The following is a 24,817-nucleotide window of genomic DNA, read 5'->3' on the forward strand; positions in this document are numbered from 1 at the left end:
TAATGTTAATTTTGATTTGAATTGTAAGGATTTTTAAAATATGAGAAATATCGTTTTTATTTTGCTTTTTGTGTTACTTAACGGAGCAACTTGTGAGAAAGAACACAAAGTAGTAAGATCGTTTTGTTATTGGAAAACTAGTTTGTATTTTCAGAAAGAAGAAGATTCTTTGATAAAGGATTTGAAAATACAGCATATGTATATTCGTTTTTTTGATATCGACTGGAATCCGTATGCCAAAGAGCCTCTGCCAGTTGCAACAATAAACGATTTCAGCTTAAATGAAAGCAATCCTGAAATCACGCCAAGTATTTTTATTACGAATGAAGTTGTTTTACAATCGGATAAAAGACAATTGGATAGTCTGGCCGCAAGAATTGCGAAACGAGTACAGCAAATTGGGGTGAGACTGAATGAAGCAAAAGCAGATAAAATTGCCAACACAATTGTATATCCAAAGGATTATTACAAACAGGAAAACTATAAACGCATCAATTACGACTCGGTAAAATCCATTGAACTGGCGAAATTAAAAGTTGATTTTAAAGAAATCCTGATCGATTGTGACTGGACAGAAAAATCGAAAGACAATTATTTTTATTTATTAAAGCAAATCAAGAGCGGTTTTCCAACAGCAAAAATTTCGGCAACAATCCGACTCTGGCAATATAAATATGCCGAAAAAGCAGGAACCCCGCCAGTAGATAAAGGTTTATTGATGTGTTATAATTTGGCAAAACCGGATGATATTAATACCAAAAATTCGATAGCGACAAGCGAAGAATTAGCGCAATATATTACACACGACAAATACAAATTAAAACTTGATATTGCTTTACCGTTGTACAGTTGGGCAGTTATTTTTAGAGGAAATCAGTTTAAAGGGATTTTATCCGATTACGATCAGTTAAGAAACGATAGTATCAAACTAAAGAAAACATCAGATGCGAAATACATCTTGCAGGACGATGTTTTAATAGGGCAAACTTATCTGCGAAACGGAGATGAAATCAGGATCGAGAAAATTTCTGAAAGTGAACTTGAAAAAATGATTTCGATTATTACCCGTAAAATCAAAATAGACAATCAAACCAAAGTGACGTTTTTCTCTTTCGATAAAAAATACATCAACGATTATGGAATCCAAAATATATCCGGCTATTATGAGAGTTTTTAGTAGTGTACTTTTAGTTTTATGCTTTCAGGTTTCTTTTGCCTGTGGATGGAGCGTTTCGCCAGAAACCAGTCGATTAGCTTTGTTTAAAGCCCAACGAGAAGGTTTTTTTAAACTTACGCCGTTCTATTATTCAGCAGATTATTACTATTCGACGAACACTGTTTCCGGCGTCGATCAGGAAATGAATTGCCGGGAATGGAAGAAGAAATTAGGCAATGAAGTTGATCCTAAAGATGTTCATGCCATTTTGTACCAAACAGATGGAGAATTGTTTGAAACTGCTTATCAGAACAAAACATTAAAAAAGACATTCGAAAAAAATACTTTTATCGAAGCTTTATTACGATCAAAAAACAAAGCATTCTTACACTATATTTTGTTTGCCAAAAAGTTAGAATACAATAGTAATACCGATGTAAAATGGGAATCCTGGAACCAGATAGGATATAGCAGCAAAGGTCATCAACTAGCCAATGTAGGCGACTTTGAAAAGAAAATAAAAACAGCCAAAGATGCTTTTTTAAAACAGCGATATGCCTTTTTAATTTTAAGATATAGTTTTTACGCCCAGGACAAAAATGAAGTGATTCGTTTGTATGATACTTATTTTGCCGAAAATAAAAACACGATTTTAGAACCGTGGGCTTTGTATTATAAAGCTTTGTGTATAGATAATTTTCCTTTGCAGAATTATTTATTGAGTAAAGTTTTTGCCACCTGTGAAGAAAAGTCATTTGCTGTTTTGCAGCATTATAATTGGAAATTAACCCAGGAAACTTTGGCTTTGGCCCAAAACGACGAAGAGCGAAGTGTTATCTTGTCTATAGAAAGTTTTCGTAATCCAGCACCGGATCTAAAAACAATCGAAGAAGTTTATCAACTAAATCCTAATAGCATCAATTTGAGCTTTTTGATAGGAAGAGAAATCAATAAACTCGAAGACTGGATTTTTACGCCGCAATACACCAACAACGGAGCTCCTTCGGTTACATTTGAAGGTACAGATTGGTATGGAGATTATGCTAAAGCAAAAGCAGAAAATTTAAACAAAGATATCTTGCATTTAAGAGCGTTAGAATATTTCTTAATTTCTATTCGCGAGCAAACTTCAGGAGAACAAAAAGATTATATCGCCACTGCAATTGCACAGCTTTGTTTTATGGATAATGACATCGCGTCAGGGAAAAAATATACTGATATGATTTCCGACAAAGCCAATGCATCCATGCAAATGCAGAAAAATATTCAGTTGGCTTTAGTATCCTTAAAACAAGACGATTTGAAAAGTGAGAAAGTGCAAAACCAACTTTTTAAATACTTTGATTCTGTAGAAAGTCTCGTAGAAACAGATTATGGCTTATTTAAAAATCTTTATAGTTTGTACCGAATTGCCAGCGCTGATTTTGCTAAACAAGGCGATCGCGTTACAGCAGGATTATTAATGATGAAGTCAGATAGCAAAAGCGAAGGTGTGTATTCCTCTTATGATAATGCCTATTTTTACAGTTACATAGGTTATTTTGATCGAACGGCTACTACACAAGATGTTGATAAATTGATCGCTTTACAGCAAAAAGAAAATAAAACACCTTTTGAGAAATACATTTGTTCAGGAACAATTGCTCCAAATATTAATTATTACAAAGACTTAAAAGGAACAATTGCTTTTAGAAACAACGATTTAGAATTGGCTTATGAAACCTTTTCGTCTATGCCAAAAGATTTCTGGGAGAAAAATTATTCGTTTACAGATTATTTGAACGAAAATCCTTTTACGCCTAAAATCCTCCAAAAAGATAAAGAACGCAAATTTGATTATCGTTTTAACAAAGTAGATTTTATTGCCAAACTTATCCAGTTAAAGAAACAAAATACGGCTTCGAGCAATTTGCAATTGGCACATGCTTATTTTAATGTTTCGTATTTAGGAAATTCCTGGATGATGGTCGCCTACGACTGGACATCTGGCGAATCCTATATCGATTATGTTTACGGAGATAATTCTGAACTTGAGAAAACCTATCAAAAAGGCAATTATTACGGTTTAACCATGGCTAAAATGTATTACGAAAAAGCCCTCAAAATGTCTAGAAACAATAACGAGAAAGCAATGGCCAGTTTAATGATTTTTGAATGTAATTATTACGGTCATTATGCCAATATGGTTTCAGCCGAAGAAGAGGCAAAAAACCCGTTTAAAGCAGGGAAGGAGCTGGTTAATTTCTATTCTATATACAAAACAACACCAACGTTTAAAAAATACAATTGCCCTTTATTACATTCGTTTATAAATTAGGTTTCTCACCATATAAGTGATATAAGCTAATTTAGGAAATCCCAATTTTTAAAATCCAAATTCCAATAATAAAAAAACTCCATTGCGAAGCAATGGAGTTTTTTTATTTAAAATTTAAAATCTAAAATTAGATAGCTGTTACAATAGCTAAGAAGTCATCAGCTTTTAAAGCAGCACCTCCAATTAAACCACCGTCTACGTCTGGTTTACCAAAGATTTCTTTAGCGTTATCTGGTTTTACAGAACCACCGTACAAAATAGAAACTTCGTCAGCGATATCAGCTCCGTAAGCTTTACGAACAACTTCTCTGATGAATTCGTGCATTTCCTGAGCTTGTTCTGGTGAAGCAGTTTCTCCGGTTCCGATAGCCCAAACAGGCTCGTAAGCTAAGACAACTTTAGACCATGATTCTTTTGCAATTTGAAATAATCCGTCACGCAATTGGTTTTCAACAATATTAAAGTGATTTCCTGACTGACGGTCTTTTAATTCTTCTCCAAAACAGAAAATTACTGTTAAGTCATGTTTCAATGCAGTGTCTACCTTATTAGCGATCAAAGCATCAGTTTCGTGAAAAATTGCTCTACGCTCAGAGTGACCAAGAATTACGGTGTTTACACCAATACTAGTTAACATATCAGCAGAAATTTCTCCTGTAAAAGCTCCACCTTCAGCCTGGTGAACGTTTTGAGCAGCAACACCAATAGTTGTATTTTTAACTTTAGCAACAGCTGCCTGTAAGTTTACAAATGTTGGAGCTACAATTACCTGAGCAGTTGTTTGAGCTGGTATTTTAGTAATTAATTCGCTTAATAATTCTTCAGTTTGTGCCGCGTTTTTATGCATTTTCCAGTTTCCTGCAACAATCTTTTTTCTCATTTTGGTAGTTTTTATTTTATTTTTTTGTTTTTGTTCTTGTTTTATTAAATCCAATATTGACATTGAATTTTGAAATTGCAATTGAAAATTATTTCAGGCTTTTCAAAGTTTCATTGATTTTATCAAAATCTTTTTCAATGGCACGATACAATACAATTTTTCCTGTTTTGTCTACAATGATATATCTTGGAATCCAATCCAGATCAATTGCTTTTCCAAAAAGGCCTTTCATACCATCATTCATCATAAAATGATCGCCTTTTAATTCGTGTTTTTCAATTCCTGCTTTCCATTTATCAGCTGTTTTATCAGCAGAGATAAATAAGTACGAAACATCAGGATTGTTTGCCTGAAGTTCTTTTAATTGTGGCATAGCTTTTACACAATCACCACACCACGAAGCCCAAACTTCGATAACCAAAGTTTTGCCTTTGTATTTTTTTAAAATATTTTTGAAAGTAACCTGACTTTCATCAGTTGCTAATAATTTTTCAGACAAAGCTTCTTTAGAAAAACTTGTTTTCTGAGCTTGTGAGCATGAAAATGTAATAAAGGCAATTACAACAAGGGCTAATTGTTTCATACGTATATAGTATTTGTTTTTTAAATTCTAATTGAAGATCCTCTTTATATTATTAATTATTAGGTTTTAAAATCCTAATGATTTCAGGTAATAAAAGATCATCAACAAAGTTAAACAAACAAATTGAATGAGAAATGGAGATTAACAAAAATTGAACAGTCCCGTATTTTATAACAAAAGATAGAAATTAGGTTAAAAAATTGAGAGTGAAATCGTAATAGTAGAGCAATGAAATACGAATTTTGAACTATTTTTTGATTTAATTAAAAAACAGATCGCAAAAAAGTTTTGTTTTATTTTCAAATCTTTTCGTTTTTGACCAAAAAAACGGCTGAAAAAAGTCTTTTTTAGGGAAGAAATAATTTGTGTTTTTTTAGAAAAGAACAATGAAAATAGTATTGTAGTTTTATTTTTTGGAGTTAGTCAAGAGAGGCCAGAATGTTGTAAACTCCTGATGTTTTATCTCGTTTAAATACGGTATTGGTAATCTCTACATTTTTATATTCAAAATCTAAACCTTTTTTTACCAAAATGGCATCGACATGAAGTTCAAAAATACGTTTGTCGCCCACATTTACAGAATAATTGATATCCTCACTTTCTCTTCCTACATTTTCAAGGACTATTATATCCAAATCGTTATCAGATACAAAATGATGTGGGATTACATCATCAGAATCCAGGTTTTTTACAGTGATTTTTTTCGGGTTATATGTTTTGTTTGAGAACACATTTTCTCCGGTATTTTTATCTAAAATCTGAAAAGCAAATGTTTCCGGCGCTGTGAGATTATCAGTAATATCAGCTTTACTATTACATCCAATGAATAAAAAAAGACATACAAGGCTTGATAATTGTTTCATAGTTATTAATTTAAATTAAACAATTTCTAAGATTAACAAAAGGTACGGCTTATAATTTATATTTTTTATCGCAGAATATTATTTTAACGTATTTTTTAGTTTAAATTATGATTGTATTTGGTCGCTTTTGCTGGGTATAAGTCATTAATATGTATTATGTTATTATTCAAATCGATTGGTTTGAAATCAAAAAAAAACACCAATTCAACTATACGAAGAATTGGTGTTTCTGAATTTTTAAGCTGATGCTTTATAACTTCAAATCCTGAATATCATTGTAATGAACTTTTTGAATTATAGTTCCGTTTTGTATCACAACAATGCTAGGGTTAGCTCTTTCTACCGTTTTTAGAGCTGTAGCGTCACAGAAATAAAAATCAGTATCCAAGCCATATTGTTTCTTCGCTTTTGCAATTTCATCAGCTCCAGAAGCTGTCATTGCAATTACTTTGTATCCTTTTGCTTTCGCAGCTTTACTTAAAGCCTCTAATTTTTTCATTCCGTCAGGATTAGACAAAGCCAAGTCATAGGTTACAAAAACCAGTAATTTAGGTTCTTTAAGTAATTCTTCTTTGTAATCAGAATCCTCTTTTACCATTGTAAAATCGTGAATTGGCGGAATATAACCTTCTGTAATTACTTTGTCTTTACGGTCAACAAATGTTGCGCCTTCAGGAATATTTGCTAAATCTTTTTCGGTAAATTCTTTGTCAACGCCATTTACTTTGTAGATAAAAATCATTTCAACTACAGATTTTGGTGCGCCTTCAGGAATTTCCATTCCTTTCTCTATATTCGTTCCTACTTTGTAAGGACGGAAATCCTTTATAGGATTATGATTTAAAACCCAAACGGCCATGAAAATACACAATACAACACTTGAGTAAGTAATAATGTTTGTTACGGGACTTGAGAATAAAGGTTTTACTAATTTTTTATTGATGAATAAAATCAGGATAAAGAATAATAAAACAATATCTTTTGTGAATGATTGCCAAGGCGTTAAGTGCAAAGCATCACCAAAACATCCGCAATCTTTTACTACATCAAAATAGGCAGAGTAGAAGGTAAGGAACGTGAAGAAAACAATTAAAAGTAATAAAGCCCAAATCGTTAGTTTTGATTTGTACCCCACCAATAACATAACCCCTAAAACAACTTCAAGAATTACTAAAAAGATCGCTAATCCTAAAGCCAATGGCTCTAAAAATGGCATATTAAAAACCGGTTCGCTAAAATACTCCGCTAATTTATAAGAGAATCCAACCGGATCATTCAGTTTTATTAATCCGGAAATAATAAATAATATTCCGACAAATAATCTTGAGAATTGGGTAATGATGTTTTTCATGTTTTCTTATTTTATTGGCCATGAATTTCACGAATTTCTACAAATTAATTCGTGAAATTCGTGGCTTATTTTTTATTTGATTGGTTCAAGGATTAATGCAAAAACAGAATAATTAATCATATCCTGATAATTGGCATCGATTCCCTCAGAAACTAAAGTTTTTCCTTTATTATCTTCAATTTGCTTTACGCGAAGTAGTTTTTGCAGAATCAAATCGGTCAATGAACTTACGCGCATATCACGCCAGGCTTCGCCATAATCATGATTTTTGGCTTCCATTAACTCTTTGGTCAACTTAACTTTAGTATCGTATAATTCGGTAGCTTGTTCTACACTTAAATCAGGCTGATCTACAACACCTAATTCTAACTGAATCAAAGCCATAATCGAATAATTGATAATCCCGATGAATTCTCCTTTTTCATCTTCATCAACTTTACGCACGTCGTTTTCTTGTAAACTTCTGATTCTTTGTGCTTTTATGAATATCTGATCCGTTAGTGATGGCAATCTTAAAATGCGCCATGCACTACCATAATCTTTCATTTTATTGATGAATAAAGTACGGCAAACCGTAATTACATTATCAAATTCAAGGGAAGTATTCTTCATTTATTGCTGTATATTTGCTAAAATTTCTTCAAAAATAAGGATAATATTAAAGAGTTTCAAGTTTGAGGTTTTCTTTGTTTCAAGTTTTTTCTAAACAAAGTGTTAATGCCAGCAACTTGAAACTGTAAAAAGTTTCAAGTTTCAGGTTTTCTTTGTTTCAAGTTCCGGAACTCACGTAATCTGAATCAACTTGAAACAAATAAAACTTGAAACAAAATAACAAGATGCAAATTAACTGCAAAGGCCAACTTATAGATTTATCGATTCCTAAAGTAATGGGAATTTTGAACGTTACGCCAAACTCCTTTTTTGACGGAGGAAAATATAAAAATGAAAAGCAAATTATCTCGCAAGTAGAGAAAATGTTATCTGAAGGCGCCACATTTATTGATATTGGCGCTTATTCCAGCAAACCAAGCGCCGAGTTTGTAACAGAACAAGAAGAGATTGAACGAATTGTTCCTGCAATAGAATTGATTTTAAAGCATTTTCCTGAAGCTTTATTGTCTATTGATACTTTTAGAGCTGAGGTTGCAAAAGGGAGTATAGAAAGCGGCGCAGCCATTATAAATGACATTGCAGCAGGAGAATTAGACGATAAAATGTTTGATGTTATTGCAGATTATAATGTTCCTTATATTATGATGCACATGTGCGGAAACCCGCAAACGATGCAAAGTATGACACAATATGACGATATTGTAAAAGAAATGTTATTCTATTTTTCTGAAAAAGTAAAAAAAGCAAGAAGTCTCGGAATCAACGATTTGATTCTTGATCCCGGTTTCGGATTTGCCAAAACAACAGATCAGAATTACGAAGTTTTACAAAAAATGGAACTTTTTAATTTATTAGAATTGCCTGTTTTAGCGGGTGTTTCCAGAAAATCAATGATTTATAAAACACTTGGCAATACAGCACAAGAAGCCTTAAACGGGACAACGGTTGTGAATACAATTGCTTTGACAAAAGGTGCAAAAATACTTCGTGTTCATGATGTGAAAGAAGCTGTTGAATGTGTTACTTTGTGTAACAAACTGAACATGTAAACGATAGATTTGTCATTCCGAGGAACGAGGAATCACACTCGAAACTCGACAAAGATTGACGATTTTCTTTACGGAGTTTCTTGCGGAGATTCCTCGTTCCTCGGAATGACAAACTAAAAGCTAAAAAAAACAATAATAAACATGAAATACTTTACTCTAATTATCGCTTTCCTTCTTTTTTCATGTGAAAAAAAAGAAGACGTCCTGCTTCCAAAATCAAACGTATCAATTGTAAAAGATGTACAAGATCATTCGCCAATTTATATCTTCTTTAAAACAGAAGGAAAAGATACAATTACTGATGTAAACAGAAAAAATAGTATTATTTCGACCAATTGGATTTTGAATATAGACAAACGTTTGCCGTTAAAATTGGTTATTCCGGAAGTCATAAAACTTCAGGAGAAAAAACGTGCTGATAGTGCCCACAAAAACGAAAATGCCCAAAACTACTATTCCTACGCAGATTCTATCGGGAAGAATTTAGCCTTTTTACCTTTCACGAAAGTGTATTATAAAACAGAGAAACCGAAATCAGAAGGTTTGGTTGTTTTCTTTAAGAAAAATCAAACAGTTGAAGTTAATAATCAGGTTCTTAAAAAAGAAGAGTTACTAAATTATATCGCAAGCCTTGATTTTGCAATTAAGCCAAAAATGCAATTCTGTTTTGATAAAAATATGACCTACGGATCCTATATTCAGGATAAGATTTTAGTGCAAAAACTAGAATCATTTGCAGAAGTTAGTGAAGAGTATATCTTTTAAACTGAATACTAGAACTGAGACTGAATACTTTTTTACTGGTGATGATAAGGTTCATTTCTTAAAATCGTAAATCCTCTATACAATTGCTCGATAAAAAACAATCGAACCATTTGGTGCGAAAACGTCATTAACGAAAGTGAAATTTTTCCTTGTGCCTTGCTATAAACGGTATCTGAGAATCCGTAAGGACCGCCAATTACGAAAACAAGAGTCTTGATCCCGGAATTCATTTTCTTTTGTAATTCTTCAGAGAAACCAACGCTGGAGAAGTTTTTTCCGTTTTCATCCAATAAAATCAACTGATCTGTTGGCGAAAGTTTAGACAGAATCAATTCGCCTTCTTTTTCTTTTTGCTGGCTTTCAGATAAATTCTTTACGTTTTTGATATCCGGAATAATCTCCAGATCAAATTTGATGTAAAACGACAAACGTTTGGTATAATCATCAATCAAAGTTTGAAGTGATTTGTTATCTGTTTTGCCAATGGCGATAAGTTTGATATTCATTTTAATTTTTTTTTTTGCCGCAGATTAAAAAGATTTAAACACATAGAGACATAGTTTTACTTTGTCTATAAAGGCGTTTCACTAATAAAAATGCACATGGCTATGTGTGAAAGCTTGCTTTTTTTGTAATTTTAAACAGGAACAATAAAAATCTATGTTTCTATGTGTTTAATTTTTTAATTCAAAGTTTAATCCGTTTAATCTGTGGGCTATTTTTTTATTTCAAAAACAGTTTCAAAATGTTCTACAACAGGAAACGGTTCGTAATAATGATGTAAAATTTTCTTCCATTCCAGATAAGCTTCAGAAGTTCTAAAACCAACGGTATGATCTTCAAGCGTATTCCAGTCTACCAACAAAAGATATTTATTTTCGACTTCAAGACATTTCTCTAAACGATGTCCTAAATACCCGTCAATTGAGGATATGTATTGACTTGCTTTTGCAAAATCAGCTTCGAATTGAGTTGCCAAATCTGATTTAACATAAAGAAATACTGCTTCTAAAATCATAAATTATTGAGTTTTTATCTGCTCGATCTGCTAAATCTGCGGGAGCTAATTTTTTCTCGCAGATTTGGCAGATTTGGCAGATTTTTTTTAAATATTCTGATATAAAAAATCTGCGTTAATCCGTTTCAACCTGTTTAAATCCGTGTACAATCTCGCACAGATTGGCCGTTTTAATTCTTAGAAAATTTAGCTTCAAAAGTTTTAAATCTTGCATCCAAATCTTTCAATAATTGTTTTTTTACCGATGCATCCTGAATAAAACTATAATTGATACTGTTGTAAACATATTGTTTTATAGTCGCGTATGAAACATCAGTATATCTTTTAGCAAGCAAAACATATTGCTCCGTCATATTGGTTCTTAATATTCCGGCATCGTCTGTACTAATCACGATTGGCACATTAAATTCTTTGTAAAGTGTAAACGGATGTCTGTTTTCTTTCACTTTCAGGATAAACTCATTACTCGTTAAGTTGATCTCAATCGGAATATTGTTTTTCGCCATATAACGCAATAAATCGTATGAGTTTGCTTCGTATGCAATATCAACTCCATGACCAATTCTGTTAGCTCCGGCAACGTAAATCGCATCGTTTATGTGCCAGGTTAAATCTTCTGGTTGAACCAATCCTAAAGTCAATTCTCCGGCATGAAGCGTATATTTTACGTCTGGATATTTTGAGTGACAATATTTAAACATCAACATGTGCAACCAATAATCTTTCATCGAATTTTCGCCATGTTCCGGAGAAACGATGTTAACGCCAGCAACCAGTTTACTGTTGTTTGCAGAGATAAAAGCAATGGTAAGATTCTTGAATAAATCAACCGGATCCATAAAACGCAACACAAAGTTTTGATAACGCATGGTAAAACGATCATCATCAATTTTTAAGTCTTTATGTAGTTTGGCAATGAAATTAGTATTGAAATCTAAAGCGTATTTTTTAGCATCTTTCTTCTGAATCGATTTGTACAATTCGTCTAAAAGTTTCAGAACTGCTTTTTCATCTCTTTGGGTTGCTGCCTGACGTAATTTTGAGTTGAAATCGGTTAAATCAGAAACGTTCATCTCGCACGGAATCGTTGATAATTGTGTTTCGATATAACTTACATTCTCAGCAATAGCACGTTTTTTTAGTTCGAGCATTCCTTCTGCAAAATGACCTGTAATAGTAGATTCAAATTTCATGAAAGAATCAAAAAACTGATCGTCAGAAGGAACAGCACCATTATAATCCTTAACAGACCAAGTCTGCATAATTTGCTGCTCGTAATACTCTAGTTTTTCTTTTTCTTTAAGAGATGAAAATCTTTCCCAGTTTCCTTTTTCAGGTTTTGTTTTAGAAACCGCCATAGTTTCTAAATTCAAATAAAAATCTTCTTCAATTGCTCTTTCCAAAAGAGGTTCTGCGTAAACTGATCCCGAAAAATGATGGTGTAAATCGCCGCCCTTAGGCATTTGTTGAAAAAAAGCTGTTAAGAGAGCTTCGTTATTTCTGTTTTTATTTAAATAATTTTCAGCCGTTTGAGAAAAGCCGATTTGTGCTATGAAAAAACAGAAAAGTGTAATTATCCTCGTCATACTCTAAGTTTAAATTACATGCAAATATACAAGTTTCTGCGGAGATTTTAAAATTGATTTTTTGGCGTGGTGAATTTTACCGCAAAGAACGCAAGGTTTTTAGATATGCAAGACTTAATACAAACGCAAAGTTCGCAAAGCTTTGTCTAAAAAAACTTTGCGAACTTTGTGTAATTCTTTGCGCGCTTTGCGGTTTAAAAACCTTAGAATCTTAGTACCTTAAGAAAAAAGCACATCATGAATTTCTTCTACCTTATCAAAAACACTTTTTGCAAAAGGACAAAGCGGAATAATGTTTACATTGTTAGCTCTGGCATATTCTACGGCAGCCATAACCAGTTTTTTGCCAACACCTTTTCCATTAAAATCAGGACTAACTTCGGTATGATCAATGATGAATTTTGAATCTCCAGCCCAAGTGTATGTCATTTTTCCTGCTTCTTTTCCGTCTTCTATGGCTTCAAAATAGCCTCTTCTTGTATCGTTTGTTTGTTGAATTTCCATGAATAGTTATATTAATGTGGTTTTAATTTCGATTGAATGCGTTAATGTTTTATGTATTGGGCAACTGTTGGCAATCGTTTCTAGTCGCTGTCTTTGTGTTTCGTCGACTTCACCAATTACTTCGATTTTTCGGGTGAATACTGATACACTTCGTTCAGAATCTCTTTCAAAATCAATTTTTACATTTATTTCTGATACGTTCCATTGTTTACGATTAATGTACATTCTCAAAGTAATTACGGTGCAAGAAGCTAATGATGCAGCTAAAAGTTCGGTTGGATTTAAACCTAAATTTTTGCCTCCTAATTCCTGAGGTTCATCTGAAATTAAAACATTTTCGCTGGCGGATGTTATTTCCGTTCGATACAAACGAGTATCTATTTTTGCTGATATCGTGTCCATATTTATTTAATTCTTGGTTCTGGTAAAGGCACAAATTCGGTTTCTCCGGGAACTTTAGGGAAAGTTTGTTCGGTCCAGTCTTTTTTTGCTTTTTCGAGTAGGTTTTTATCTGAGGAAACGAAATTCCAAAAGATAAAATGTTCTTCAGGAAACGGAGTTCCTCCAAAAATATAAACGGTAGAATTTTCAGAAATTTCAAACTCACATAAAGTACTATCGTTTGTAATAAGAATCTGTTTGGGATCATAAACGTGTTCACCGCTTTTAATACTTCCTTCAAGAATATATAAACCGCTTTCGCCAAATAAATGATTACCAATATTTATTTTTTTGGCTTCGGTACTTTTGATTTCTATAAAATATAGCGGACTATAAACCGAAACAGGAGATTTTTTACCGAATGCTTCTCCGGCAATTAATTTATACGAAACACCATCTTCTTCCCAAGCCGGAATATCATCTGCTTCAACATGCGTAAAATTAGGATCCATTTGTTCCAGTTCTTTTGGCAATGCGACCCAAATTTGCAATCCATGAAGCATTTTGTCTGAATGTCTTAAATATTCAGGCGTTCTTTCAGAATGTACGATTCCTTTTCCGGCCGTCATCCAGTTTACGGCACCTGGTTTTATTTCTAATTCGGTTCCTAAACTGTCGCGATGCATGATACTTCCTTCAAACAAAAAAGTAAGAGTAGAAAGTCCGATATGCGGATGTGGCGGTACATCCATATTTTCATGATCACTTAAATGTGCAGGTCCCATATGATCGATAAAGACAAATGGTCCAACAGCTCTTTTTTCGCGGAAAGGCAATAATCTGCCTACCATAAAATTGCCAATATTGGCAGCACGTTCTTCGATAATTAAACTGATATTTGACATGGTATTCGTTTTAGTTGAAGCAAAATTACAGCAGGAATAGAGATCTGTAACTTAATTTAGATTAAGAAAATTTGTTTTTAGATTTTAGTTTTATAAAAATAAGAAAAACCACCGAAGTTATTTTATTGTATTGGTTAAATTTAAATGCATTTGAAAAGAAAATTTAAAAATGGAAATAGATAATATTATACTTTCGCAAAGTTAGCAACGAACAATCAGAACTTTGAACTCAAAATATAGATGAAAACATTGAAAAAAATAACTGGTATTATAATATTACTATTAATAATTTTACTTTGCTTTCCTGCTTTTTATGCATTTCCAATCCAACTTGAAAACTGCAAGAAAAAATTCGAAAGTGGAGCGATAGGTGCTCCAGGTTATGCGATTGGATTTTTTATTTGTTTTGTATTATATGTACTTGTTTTATATTTTTTAGTGAAATTAAGTATTAAATTAATTAGAAAGAATAAAATTGATGTTACGGCAATTGACGAAATAGGAATGAATAATAATATATGAGATTAGGCTGTAACGGAGTTGAAATAGTCTTTAAAAAACTTAACTAATTAATTCAAATTCCAAAACCTCACTCTCAGTACCATTAATAATAATCGACAATTGATGTATTCCGGTATGAAAAACTCGAGTGGTAATAATCTTAAAAGACTGATTGCGATCGACCTTAATTAATTGATTGGGTTGATAGGTTTTCTCACTGATTTTAAAGACTTTTTTAGCCAAATGTCCTTTTGCTTTTTTGTAATGAACGGCATATTCTAAACGAACTGTTTTAGCTTCGTTATTTTTATTATTTAAATCAAATTGAAACTGCAGATAATCTCCAATTTTCACAACAGGCGTTTTGATTTCAAAATTAGAGAGTTCAATGTTAGTACTTTCTAAACCATAATGACTCAGGATTTCAGGATGACCTTGTTTTAGTAAAGTACGAGCGCCGTGTTTGATGATTCCGTCTGTTTCAGGGCTTTTTCCACGCCATTTTTTTGCAATTTCTAATACGATTTGCGGATTATCTTTTGCAATATCATTCAGGTTATTGGCAACGCTTCGGCGGACATATTCCGATGGATCGTTTTTTAGGTTTTCTAAAATCGGCAGGATCGAAGTTGGATCTTTTTTCAGGAACGGAATCGCCATCGCCCAGGGTAATCTTGGTCGGCTTCCTTCACTTGATAATCGACGAACGTGATGATTTTCATGCAATGACCATTTAATCATTTCGTTAATCATTTCTTGTTTGTATTTTAAAACGAAAGGGCGAACGGCAAATTCGCAGCTTATAAATTGAGTTATGGAAACAAAGGCTTTCGCCGAAGTTTTGAAATCATCTAAGCCATACATTTCGATATAGTCAGCAAAGAAAATGAAAGCAAGATTACTATCTGTATAATTATTTTTCTTTAAATTTTCAATGATTTTATCAATTAAAGCAACGGCTTCAGGAAAATTTTGAGGCATAAATTGATGCAGTACAACGGTGGTATGTTTCATACGATCCTTCCATTCTTTTTGGGCGAAATCGCCTTTATAAATGGCGTCAATGAATTTTTGTTTATCGAATGTTGGATGTACTTCGGCCACAGCCTGACCAAATTTTTCGTAAAAAGTAACCGAGTAAATATCTTTAATTAAGCCCATGATTTTATTTGAATGAACCTCAAAGATATTTAATGTTTCTAATTTAATATTAAACATTCTATGTAAAATTTTAAACACATAGAAACATAGAATTTTAAATTATATATAAAAGGGATTAAAAAAAAATCTAGATTTTAACACATAGCTGCACGCATCAGCTATGTGAATTAATGTAAGTGAAACGCCTTTTAGCAGAACTAAAGATCTATGTTTCTATGTGTTTAAAAAATAAACGTTTTCCTTTTAATTTAGATTAGTCTTTTTGCAACTAAGAAATTTTTCACAGACAGTAAACTTTCAAATCCACAAAATATGTCCTACTTTAGCATCTCATAAAATTTAAGAAAAATGATTAGCGAAGTACAATTTCAAACCGAATTACAACTATTAATTAGCAATGCAATTCGCGAAGATGTAGGCACAGGCGATTATAGTTCATTGGCGTGTATTCCTGAAACGGCGCATGGCCAGGCTAAATTATTGGTAAAAGATCAGGGAATTATTGCGGGCGTTGCACTTGCAAAAATGATATTTGAATATGTAGATCCAAAGCTAAAAGTTAAGACTTATATAGAAGACGGAACGCATGTAGAATACGGAGATGTAGTTTTTGAAGTTTCAGGAAGTTCACAATCTATTCTAAAGTCAGAAAGAGTAGTTTTGAACACCATGCAACGTATGTCTGCAATAGCTACCAAAACAGATTATCTTATGCAGCTTCTGGAGGGTACAGGCGCTAAAATATTAGATACGCGTAAAACGACTCCAAATTTTAGAGTTGCTGAAAAGTGGGCTGTAAAAATAGGAGGTGGCGAAAATCATCGTTTTGCTTTGTATGATATGGTCATGCTAAAAGACAATCATATTGATTTTGCCGGCGGAATTACTTTGGCAATAAAGAAAACAAAGGAGTATTTGAAAGCCAATAATTTAGATCTTAAAATTATTGTGGAAGCCAGAAATCTGGATGAAATTCGTGAAATTCTTTTAAGTGACGGAGTGCACAGAATTTTGATTGATAACTTTAATTATGAAGATACCAAAACGGCTGTTCAGTTAATTGGTTCAAAATGCCAGACAGAATCTTCGGGAAATATCAACGAAAAAACGATTCGCGAATATGGCCTGTGTGGTGTAAATTATATTTCATCAGGCGCTTTGACACATTCGGTTTACAACATGGATTTGAGTTTGAAGGCTTTTTAAGTGAAGTTTTGAGTTATAAGTTATGAGTTAGGTTAGAAAAACTATTAAGTTTGATTTTAAATCTAAAATCTGAACTCAACAATCTAAAATCAAAAAAAATATGTCTCAAGAGATAGAAGATCGGATTGAAAAGATTCCTGTAGTGCGTTCTCTTGTCCGATTGTTAAAGAGAATAAAACTACCTTGGCTGGAAGGTTTCTCGTTATACGATTTGCTCGAAATGTATACGATTGGTATTATCGACGGGGCATTTTCGTATCATGCGAGTGCGGTTTCGTTTAGTTTTTTTATGGCATTGTTTCCTTTTGCCTTATTTATTCTGAACTTGATTCCGTTTATTCCTATAGATAATTTTCAGGGAGATTTTTTGCAGTTTGTGCAGCAAAGCGTTCCGCCAAATACATATGACGCTATTAATAAAATCATTAGTGATATTTTGAACAATAGTCATTCCGGATTGTTATCATCAGGTTTTTTGCTTTCTATTTTTTTGATGGCCAATGGTATTAACGGAATTTTAAGCGGTTTTGAATCTTCGAAACATGTTTTTGATAAACGAGGTTGGTTTAGTCAATATTTAGTAGCGCTGGCCATTTCGCTTGTTATGACCATTATATTGTTTATAACGGTAGCTACAATTGTTGTTTTTGAGGTATTGATTCAAAAAACAATTATTCAGGATGTGCTGAGTGATCGTATTCCGCTGATTATTTTGGGCCGATATTTGTTTGTTGTTTTAATGATTTTGATAACAACTTCAATATTATTGCGTTATGGTACAAAGCAATATAATAAAGTACCTTTTATAAGCATCGGATCTGTTTTTACGACCATATTAATTGTTATATCTTCGTTCTTTTTTGGGATTTGGGTTATAAAATTCTCAAAATACAACGAACTTTACGGCTCAATTGGTACATTATTGATTCTAATGTTTTATATTTGGATAAACTGTATGATTCTGCTTTTGGGATTCGAATTGAATGCTTCTATCAGAAAATTAAAACAAAAAAAACAAATAATATTATGAAAAATTGGATGTTAACGATTGGTGTTTTTTTCTTTGCATTGAGCATTCAGGCTCAAAGTGTTATTGGAAAATGGAAAACAATTGACGATGAAACCGGAGAAGCAAAATCTGTTGTAGAGATTTACGAAAAGTCAGGAAAAGTGTACGGTAAGGTGGTAGAGATACTTCGTGCGGATCATAAAAAAGATGTTTGTACAAAATGTGAAGGGACAGATAAAAACAAACCAATTTTAGGATTAAACATCATTAATGGACTTAAAAAAGACGGTGATGAATATAGCGGAGGAACTATTTTTGATCCTACAAGCGGCAAAAAATACAAATGTTATATAACACTTGAATCTGCTGATAAACTTAAATTACGAGGTTATGTTGGGATTTCTATTATGGGAAGAACCCAATATTGGACGAGAGTGAAGAATTAATATCATTACAATAAAATGCGAAAGTTAGCATCAATACTTTTATTCTTAGGAGTACTATCCAGTAGTTTCGGACAATCTAAGAATTCGCCATTACAAATAAGTCATCTTACAGGTGACTTTTATGTTTATAAAACCTTTCATGATTATAAAGGAACTCTGATTTCTGCAAATGCATTGTATCTTGTTACTAATAAAGGTATTGTCTTGTTTGACGCGCCTTGGGACAAAACGCAGTTTCAGCCTTTGTTAGACAGTATAAAGGCAAGGCATCATAAAGAGGTTGTGATGCATTTTGCAACGCATTCTCATGAAGACAGGGCAGGAGGTTTGGATTTTTACAGACAAAAAGGAATAAAAACCTATACAATAAAATTGACAGACGAGATTCTGCAGAAAAACAATGAAAAAAGAGCTCAATTTATAATCCCAAATGATACGACTTTTACTGTAGGGCAGCACACTTTTGAGGTTTATTATCCGGGTAAAGGTCATGCTCAGGATAACGTTGTGGTTTGGTTCAATAAAGAAAAAGTACTTTACGGAGGTTGTTTTATTAAAAGTACCGAAGCAAAAGATTTGGGTTATTTAGGTGATGCCGATGTAAAAGAATGGGAAAAGTCGATTAAAAAAGTAGAGACAAAATTTAAAAATCCTAAATATATTATTACCGGTCATGATGGCTGGAAAGATCTAAATTCTTTAAAACATACTTTAAAATTAGTTAAGGAATATAATGCTGCAAAAGCTTCTGATAAAAAATAATCCTTGAAATCTTAATAAAATATCCACATGTTTTTTGTCGAAGTTGTTCTACCGCTTTCCTTAGCTAAAACCTTTACTTATCGTATTTCTGAGGCCGAATTTCATTTCATTAAAAAAGGAATGCGAGTTGCGGTACCTTTTGGTAAAAGTAAAATATATACAGCGTTGGTAATTGATATTCATCAAAACGAACCAAGCTTATATGATGCCAAAGAAATTCATCAAATATTAGACGAAAAACCTATTGCAACCGAAATCCAGATCAAACACTGGCTTTGGGTAGCAACTTATTATATGTGCGGAATTGGCGACGTGTATCGTGGGGCTTTTCCAACAGGATTATTATTAGAAAGTGAAACTGTAGTTTCGCATAAGCCGGATACAGTAGTAAATGATTCTGAGCTTTCTGATGATGAATTTTTAATTTACGAAGCCTTGCATCATCAAAGCTCGCTTAAGGTTGGTGAAATTGCTTCTATTTTAAACAAAAAGAATATTTTTCCGATTCTTCAAAAATTAATGTCAAAAGATATTATTGTTTTAGAGGAAGAAATAAAAGAAAGTTATAAGCCAAAATTGGTTCGGTACGTAAAGCTGCATGCTAAATACGAATCAGATCATGGTCTCGGAGAATTGCTGGAAGTTTTAAAAAGTGCCAATAAACAAAAGGAAATTGTTCTGGCTTATTTTCAGCTTATGGCTTCTGAAAAGAAACCTATTACTGTGAAAAAACTCGTTGAGATTTCGAATTCAACTTCTGCTACGGTAAAAGCTTTAATTGATAAAGAAATTTTCGAAGAATATCTTTTGCAGCAAGATCGTGTTTTATTTACAGGACAGGCAACTGAGAAGCAATTGTTGCTAAGTGAAGCTCAGAATACTGCTTTTGAATCTATTAAAAATAGCTTTTTAGATAAAGAAGTGTGTTTGCTTCATGGGGTTACCTCTAGTGGGAAAACAGAAATTTATATCAAGTTAATTGAAGAGTATTTATTGACAGGAAAACAAGTCTTGTATTTGTTGCCTGAAATAGCACTTACTACTCAACTGGTATCGCGTTTACGACTTCATTTTGGAGATAAAGTGGCTGTTTTTCATTCTAAATACAGTAATAACGAACGAGTTGAGGTTTGGAAACAAACGCTGGAAAATTCATCAAAAGCTCAAATTGTAATAGGAGCAAGGTCGGCCTTGTTTCTTCCGTTTGATAATTTAGGTTTGCTAATTGTTGATGAAGAACATGAGCAGACGTTTAAGCAAACAGATCCTGCACCGCGATATCACGCTAGAGATGCGGCTATTGTTCTGGCCAATTTTCATAATGCAAAAGTTTTGTTAGGATCCGCTACTCCCAGTATCGAGACTTACTTTAATACGCAAACAGATAAATACGGTCTGGTTACGCTTGCAGAACGTTATAATAATGTTCGAATGCCTGAAATTGTTTTGGTCGATTTAAAAGACAAACATTTTAGAAAACGAATGACAGGGCATTTTAGTGATCTTTTAATTGAAGAAATTGCAGAAGCGCTGTGTTTGGGTGAGCAGGTAATTTTGTTTCAAAACAGACGTGGATATTCACCTATTATAGAATGTATGACTTGCGGACACGTACCGCATTGTCAGCAATGTGATGTGAGTCTGACTTTTCATAAACATAAAAACCAATTGCGTTGCCATTATTGTGGTTATTCAATTGCAAAACCAACGCATTGCCATAGTTGTTCGGGTATTGACTTAACGACCAAAGGTTTTGGTACAGAGCAAATCGAGCAGGAGTTAGTATCACTTTTTCCGAAAGCCAAAACGGGAAGAATGGATCAGGATACGACTCGCGGAAAGTTTGGTTTCGAAAAAATTATTGATTCGTTTAAAAACCGTGAGATTGATATTTTGGTAGGAACACAAATGCTGGCCAAAGGTCTGGATTTTGATAATGTAAGTTTGGTTGGAATCATGAATGCTGATAATATGCTGCATCATCCTGATTTCAGAGCGTTCGAACGAAGCTTTCAAATGATGACTCAAGTGGCAGGAAGAGCAGGAAGGTCAGAAAAACAAGGAAAAGTAGTTATTCAGACTTATAATCCAAATCATAATACCATTCAGCAGGTTACAAACCATAATTATATGGGTATGTATAAGGAACAGTTGTATGATCGTCAGATTTATAAATATCCGCCCTATTTCAGGATTATTAAGCTAACATTGAAACACCGTGAATTTGATAAGCTAAAAGAAGGTTCTATGTGGCTGTATCAGGTTTTGAGTCAAAACCTGGGAATTCCGGTTTTAGGGCCAGAGGAACCGGCAATCAGTAGAATCAGAAATGAATACATCAGAACTATCCTGATTAAGATTCCGCAGAATATGCCTTTAATAGGAACAAAAAAAACTATCCAGAAAATGTTGAATAGTTTTGAAGCTGTTGCTCAGTACAGAGCTATAAAGGTGATTGCTAATGTCGATTTTTATTAAATTATGACGACGTTGACAATGCTTTGACTAAATCTTCTTTTTTGTTTCGACTCAGCGGAATTTTAGTAATTCCAATTTCAGCAAATTTACTATTAAAGCGTTCTACCTTATCAATGTTGATAATATAAGACTTGTGTACGCGAATAAATTTGTCTTTTGATAAATCGTTTTCAAAAGATTTCATTGTAGACAGTACCAAATTGCTATCATCTTCGGTAACCACTCTTACATAATCTCCAAAAGCTTCAATCCATTTGATTTTTGCGGTGAAAATTTTAAGTTTTTTAAGGTTACTCTTGATGAATATATGTTCGCCCTCTTCTTCTTTTACATCTTTTTTTAGCAAATGCATATCTATTGCTCTCTTTACAGAAGCATTAAAGCGATCTACCGCGATAGGTTTTTGCAAATAATCAGTTGCGTCATAATCGAAAGCTTTTAAAGCATACTCTGCTTTAGAAGTAATAAATATAATTTGCGGCTTAGATTTTAAACCGTCCAGAAAATCAAATCCATTAATAACAGGCATTTCTATATCAAGAAATATTAAGTCGATATTATTTAGAGAAATACAGCTTTTTGCTTCTATTGCATTAGAAAAATCCCCGATTAAGTGCAAACCTGGGTGATTATTAACTAATTTTGCAATAATGGTCCTTTGTATAGAACTATCATCTACAACAACACAGTTTAGTTTCATAACATTAAAATTTAGAATAAATTCAGGATAGCAGTAGTAAATGTATTATTTTTTTGTAAAAAAAACTAAAAACAGCCTGCATTTTTTACATTACAACGAATAAAAGTAAAAAAGTGTTGTATATATAAATTAAATGGTTACTTTTGCACCCAATTTTAACAAATAAATATTGTATTTATGAATCATTATGAAACTGTTTTCATTTTAAATCCCGTTTTATCTGAGGTTCAGGTGAAGGAAACAGTAACGAAATTTGAAGAATTTCTTACTAGTAGAGGAGCTGAAATGGTATCGAAAGAGGATTGGGGTCTGAAAAAAATGGCTTACGAAATCCAAAACAAAAAAAGTGGTTTTTACCACCTATTCGAATTCAAAGTAGCTGGAGAAGTTCTAATTGCTTTTGAAACTGAATTTAGACGTGACGAAAGAGTTATGCGTTTCTTAACTGTAAGTTTAGATAAACATGCTATTTCATGGGCTGAAAGAAGAAGAGCCAAATTAAAATCTACTAAAGCTTAATTATTATGTCTACAATAGAGCAATCTGCAAAAGGAAAAAAAGACGGAGATATCAGATATTTAACGCCTTTAAACATTGAAACTAACAAAACTAAAAAGTACTGTCGTTTCAAAAAATCAGGAATCAAATATATCGATTATAAAGATGCTGATTTCTTATTGAAATTCGTTAATGAGCAAGGAAAAATTCTTCCTCGTCGTTTAACTGGAACTTCATTAAAATACCAAAGAAAAGTTTCTGTAGCTGTAAAAAGAGCTCGTCACTTAGCTTTAATGCCATACGTGGCCGATTTATTAAAATAATATTAAAAGAATAGTTGTTGGTTTCCGGTAAGATGGAACCTAACTTCTCAAATAAAGGACAACAACATGGAACTTATTTTAAAACAAGACGTACAGAATCTAGGATTTAAAGATGATGTAGTTACTGTAAAAGCTGGTTACGGGCGTAACTTTTTAATCCCTCAGGGTTTTGCTTCTTTAGCAACTCCTTCTGCTAAAAAAGTATTGGCTGAAAACCTAAAACAAAGAGCTCACAAAGAAGCTAAAGTGGTTGCTGATGCAAAAGCGTTAGCTGAAACTTTAAAAGCGATTGAAATTAAACTTTTCGCAAAAGCAGGTGGTGAAAAATTATTCGGTTCAATCACGAATATTGATATCGCTGAAGCTTTAGCTAAAGGTGGACAAGTAATCGATAGAAAATTCATCACTAGCGGTATTGTTAAACGTACTGGTAAATACACTGCAAATGTGCGTTTACACAGAGATGTAATCGTTGAATTACCATACGAAATTGTTGCTGAAAAGTAATAGTTTTATATACTATACAAAAATCCCGATGCAAATCGGGATTTTTTTGTTTAAAGGAAATAATAATTAATCAGACTTAAAGTTATTTGCGTAAAGCATCTTGCTTAAAGCTTATAGCGTAAGGCATAAAAAGCCTAAAAAAGAAAATGAAATACGCAAGACTAACAAAAGAGCAATTTGATGAATTGCACGCAGAATTCGCTAATTTTTTAGCTACACAAACCATTGATAAAGCAGAGTGGGATTCTATTAAAATAAATAAGCCGGATGTGGCTGAGCAAGAACTGGATGTTTTCTCTGATTTAATTTGGGAAGGCGTCTTGTCAAGAGCAGAGTATTTAGAGCATTTCTCCAGAAGCCATATCTTCTTGTTTAAGTGTTTTGAAAAAGATGTACAATCTATAGTTTTAAAATCGTTGGTTCCTGAAACTGATTTCCTTACTAAAGATGGTTTGCAGTGGTTAAGCGATAATATGTTTACAGAAAACATAGAAATGAAGGTAGGTAAAAAAGTATTTACAGAAGACAGGAATGCTTCTATTTTTGAATTGATTCAACAAGGAGCTTTTTTAAGCGATGGTCAGTTATTTACTCAAATTAATACTATTATCGAATCGTAATTTTTTGTTGCTATACATTATAAAAAAAAGGTAAATGATTGATATTTAATTATTTGCCTTTTTTTTATTATTTTAACTTTCGTTTAAACTTTTTTGTTTTTTTTACCCCGTATTTATACTTGTTTTTTTTGAATAGTGTAAAGAATTCTTTCTTCTGAAATAAATTGTAGGTTTTGCTTTTCAAATTAACTTTTTATGTTGCGTTTAAATCGATTTCTAATTCTTAAAAGTAATCTTAAACTTACTTTTTGTATATTTAACAAAAAATGATTAGCTTTTTTTGTGATATTTATAACAGTCGTTTTTATGTTAAAGCTGTAGGTTTTTCTGATGTTTTGATTGTTTTTTATGATTCTCGTCTTTTTAAAATTTAAAAAAATAAGAATTTTATGCTTGTTTTACATTTTTGTTTTTTCTAATTTTAGAATACAAAAGTTAAACAAAGTAGTTTTGCACTTTTTGAAATACATAAAAAGTCAAATGATTTTTGTACTGTTATTTTAAATAGAAAAAACAACTTTCATCGAAAACTAAAGATTTAAATAATAACTTAATTAATTTGCTTATGGAATTGACATTTACTCTATTTATCAGGTTTGCATTAATTATTCCTATTATTTTGACTTTGTTTTTTAT

The 24,817-nt window shown here is 32.6% G+C and carries 27 protein-coding genes; 14 read left to right on the top strand and 13 right to left on the bottom strand.

Annotated elements, in window-relative coordinates:
- Positions 1 to 40 precede the first annotated feature (40 nt).
- Positions 41 to 1,177 carry a hypothetical protein gene (locus tag IRZ78_RS24720; RefSeq protein WP_194620018.1) on the top strand — a complete coding sequence of 379 codons (1,137 nt, stop codon included), beginning with the start codon at positions 41 to 43 and terminating at the stop codon, positions 1,175 to 1,177.
- A complete protein-coding gene (locus IRZ78_RS24725; RefSeq protein ID WP_194620020.1) occupies positions 1,137 to 3,473 on the top strand; it encodes a hypothetical protein in 2,337 nt (778 codons plus the stop codon). The genes IRZ78_RS24720 and IRZ78_RS24725 overlap by 41 nt, the downstream gene beginning before the upstream one ends.
- A gap of 127 nt (positions 3,474 to 3,600) precedes the next feature.
- Here the strand turns inward: IRZ78_RS24725 and tpiA are convergent, their stop codons facing one another.
- From tpiA to IRZ78_RS24750, 5 genes are all read right to left on the bottom strand, one after another.
- A complete protein-coding gene (gene tpiA / locus IRZ78_RS24730; protein WP_194620022.1) occupies positions 3,601 to 4,353 on the bottom strand; it encodes a triose-phosphate isomerase in 753 nt (250 codons plus the stop codon).
- A gap of 88 nt (positions 4,354 to 4,441) precedes the next feature.
- The gene (locus IRZ78_RS24735; RefSeq protein WP_173972903.1) at positions 4,442 to 4,936 is read right to left on the bottom strand and encodes a TlpA disulfide reductase family protein; all 495 of its coding nucleotides are present in this window, start codon (positions 4,934 to 4,936) and stop codon (positions 4,442 to 4,444) included.
- 419 nt (positions 4,937 to 5,355) lie between these two features.
- Positions 5,356 to 5,799 carry a hypothetical protein gene (locus tag IRZ78_RS24740; protein ID WP_194620023.1) on the bottom strand — a complete coding sequence of 148 codons (444 nt, stop codon included), beginning with the start codon at positions 5,797 to 5,799 and terminating at the stop codon, positions 5,356 to 5,358.
- A 250-nt stretch (positions 5,800 to 6,049) separates the two neighbouring features.
- Positions 6,050 to 7,150: a BT_3928 family protein gene (locus IRZ78_RS24745; RefSeq protein ID WP_194620024.1), complete on the bottom strand. Its 1,101-nt coding sequence runs from the start codon at positions 7,148 to 7,150 to the stop codon at positions 6,050 to 6,052.
- Between the two features lie 72 nt (positions 7,151 to 7,222).
- Complete coding sequence (locus tag IRZ78_RS24750; protein ID WP_194620025.1) at positions 7,223 to 7,762, bottom strand: DUF1599 domain-containing protein; 540 nt, start codon at positions 7,760 to 7,762, stop codon at positions 7,223 to 7,225.
- Between the two features lie 224 nt (positions 7,763 to 7,986).
- On the opposite strand from IRZ78_RS24750, the gene folP reads away from it, so the two are divergent.
- Positions 7,987 to 8,811 carry a dihydropteroate synthase gene (folP, locus tag IRZ78_RS24755; RefSeq protein ID WP_194620026.1) on the top strand — a complete coding sequence of 275 codons (825 nt, stop codon included), beginning with the start codon at positions 7,987 to 7,989 and terminating at the stop codon, positions 8,809 to 8,811.
- Between the two features lie 141 nt (positions 8,812 to 8,952).
- Positions 8,953 to 9,576 (top strand): hypothetical protein, encoded by a 624-nt coding sequence (locus tag IRZ78_RS24760; protein ID WP_194620027.1) that lies wholly within the window; start codon positions 8,953 to 8,955, stop codon positions 9,574 to 9,576.
- A gap of 32 nt (positions 9,577 to 9,608) precedes the next feature.
- Here the strand turns inward: IRZ78_RS24760 and rlmH are convergent, their stop codons facing one another.
- The 6 genes from rlmH to IRZ78_RS24790 form a co-directional block, all read right to left on the bottom strand.
- Entirely contained in the window at positions 9,609 to 10,082 is a 474-nt protein-coding gene (gene rlmH, locus IRZ78_RS24765) for a 23S rRNA (pseudouridine(1915)-N(3))-methyltransferase RlmH (RefSeq protein WP_026982293.1), read from the bottom strand.
- A 209-nt stretch (positions 10,083 to 10,291) separates the two neighbouring features.
- Positions 10,292 to 10,594, bottom strand: a complete 303-nt coding sequence (locus IRZ78_RS24770; protein ID WP_194620029.1) for an antibiotic biosynthesis monooxygenase — start codon at positions 10,592 to 10,594, stop codon at positions 10,292 to 10,294.
- A 170-nt stretch (positions 10,595 to 10,764) separates the two neighbouring features.
- On the bottom strand, positions 10,765 to 12,180 hold the full coding sequence (locus IRZ78_RS24775) for an adenosine deaminase (protein ID WP_194620031.1): 1,416 nt from the start codon (positions 12,178 to 12,180) through the stop codon (positions 10,765 to 10,767).
- Positions 12,181 to 12,399: 219 nt separating this feature from the next.
- A complete protein-coding gene (locus IRZ78_RS24780; protein WP_194620033.1) occupies positions 12,400 to 12,684 on the bottom strand; it encodes a GNAT family N-acetyltransferase in 285 nt (94 codons plus the stop codon).
- 6 nt (positions 12,685 to 12,690) lie between these two features.
- A complete protein-coding gene (locus tag IRZ78_RS24785; protein ID WP_194620035.1) occupies positions 12,691 to 13,086 on the bottom strand; it encodes an OsmC family protein in 396 nt (131 codons plus the stop codon).
- Between the two features lie 2 nt (positions 13,087 to 13,088).
- A complete protein-coding gene (locus IRZ78_RS24790) occupies positions 13,089 to 13,970 on the bottom strand; it encodes a pirin family protein (protein ID WP_194620037.1) in 882 nt (293 codons plus the stop codon).
- Positions 13,971 to 14,210: 240 nt separating this feature from the next.
- Between IRZ78_RS24790 and IRZ78_RS24795 the strand changes: the two genes are divergently transcribed.
- Positions 14,211 to 14,492 (top strand): hypothetical protein, encoded by a 282-nt coding sequence (locus IRZ78_RS24795; RefSeq protein WP_194620039.1) that lies wholly within the window; start codon positions 14,211 to 14,213, stop codon positions 14,490 to 14,492.
- Positions 14,493 to 14,531: 39 nt separating this feature from the next.
- On the opposite strand, the gene IRZ78_RS24800 is transcribed toward IRZ78_RS24795, so the two are convergent.
- Positions 14,532 to 15,689 carry a DNA alkylation repair protein gene (locus IRZ78_RS24800; protein WP_228520614.1) on the bottom strand — a complete coding sequence of 386 codons (1,158 nt, stop codon included), beginning with the start codon at positions 15,687 to 15,689 and terminating at the stop codon, positions 14,532 to 14,534.
- A gap of 291 nt (positions 15,690 to 15,980) precedes the next feature.
- On the opposite strand from IRZ78_RS24800, the gene nadC reads away from it, so the two are divergent.
- From nadC to priA, 5 genes are all read left to right on the top strand, one after another.
- Entirely contained in the window at positions 15,981 to 16,838 is an 858-nt protein-coding gene (nadC, locus tag IRZ78_RS24805; RefSeq protein ID WP_194620041.1) for a carboxylating nicotinate-nucleotide diphosphorylase, read from the top strand.
- Positions 16,839 to 16,938: 100 nt separating this feature from the next.
- A complete protein-coding gene (locus tag IRZ78_RS24810) occupies positions 16,939 to 17,868 on the top strand; it encodes a YihY/virulence factor BrkB family protein (RefSeq protein WP_194620043.1) in 930 nt (309 codons plus the stop codon).
- Complete coding sequence (locus tag IRZ78_RS24815) at positions 17,865 to 18,293, top strand: DUF2147 domain-containing protein (RefSeq protein WP_194620046.1); 429 nt, start codon at positions 17,865 to 17,867, stop codon at positions 18,291 to 18,293. The genes IRZ78_RS24810 and IRZ78_RS24815 overlap by 4 nt, the downstream gene beginning before the upstream one ends.
- A 15-nt stretch (positions 18,294 to 18,308) precedes the next feature.
- Positions 18,309 to 19,055: a subclass B1 metallo-beta-lactamase gene (bla-B1-FLAV, locus tag IRZ78_RS24820; protein WP_194620048.1), complete on the top strand. Its 747-nt coding sequence runs from the start codon at positions 18,309 to 18,311 to the stop codon at positions 19,053 to 19,055.
- Positions 19,056 to 19,082: 27 nt separating this feature from the next.
- The gene (gene priA, locus IRZ78_RS24825; protein ID WP_194620050.1) at positions 19,083 to 21,533 is read left to right on the top strand and encodes a primosomal protein N'; all 2,451 of its coding nucleotides are present in this window, start codon (positions 19,083 to 19,085) and stop codon (positions 21,531 to 21,533) included.
- Position 21,534: 1 nt separating this feature from the next.
- Here the strand turns inward: priA and IRZ78_RS24830 are convergent, their stop codons facing one another.
- Positions 21,535 to 22,233 carry a LytTR family DNA-binding domain-containing protein gene (locus IRZ78_RS24830; RefSeq protein WP_065449575.1) on the bottom strand — a complete coding sequence of 233 codons (699 nt, stop codon included), beginning with the start codon at positions 22,231 to 22,233 and terminating at the stop codon, positions 21,535 to 21,537.
- Positions 22,234 to 22,410: 177 nt separating this feature from the next.
- Here IRZ78_RS24830 and rpsF point away from each other — a divergent pair, with 177 nt between their 5' ends.
- From rpsF to IRZ78_RS24850, 4 genes are all read left to right on the top strand, one after another.
- Positions 22,411 to 22,752: a 30S ribosomal protein S6 gene (gene rpsF, locus IRZ78_RS24835; RefSeq protein WP_007810575.1), complete on the top strand. Its 342-nt coding sequence runs from the start codon at positions 22,411 to 22,413 to the stop codon at positions 22,750 to 22,752.
- A gap of 5 nt (positions 22,753 to 22,757) precedes the next feature.
- Complete coding sequence (gene rpsR / locus IRZ78_RS24840) at positions 22,758 to 23,054, top strand: 30S ribosomal protein S18 (RefSeq protein ID WP_002987043.1); 297 nt, start codon at positions 22,758 to 22,760, stop codon at positions 23,052 to 23,054.
- A gap of 66 nt (positions 23,055 to 23,120) precedes the next feature.
- A complete protein-coding gene (gene rplI, locus IRZ78_RS24845; RefSeq protein ID WP_194620052.1) occupies positions 23,121 to 23,561 on the top strand; it encodes a 50S ribosomal protein L9 in 441 nt (146 codons plus the stop codon).
- A gap of 146 nt (positions 23,562 to 23,707) precedes the next feature.
- Positions 23,708 to 24,181, top strand: a complete 474-nt coding sequence (locus tag IRZ78_RS24850) for a DUF6495 family protein (RefSeq protein ID WP_194620053.1) — start codon at positions 23,708 to 23,710, stop codon at positions 24,179 to 24,181.
- Positions 24,182 to 24,817: the final 636 nt, after the last annotated feature.

Origin of the sequence: Flavobacterium sp. CSZ (assembly GCF_015350725.1) — a bacterium.
In the GTDB taxonomy this organism is placed as follows: Bacteria; Bacteroidota; Bacteroidia; order Flavobacteriales; family Flavobacteriaceae; genus Flavobacterium.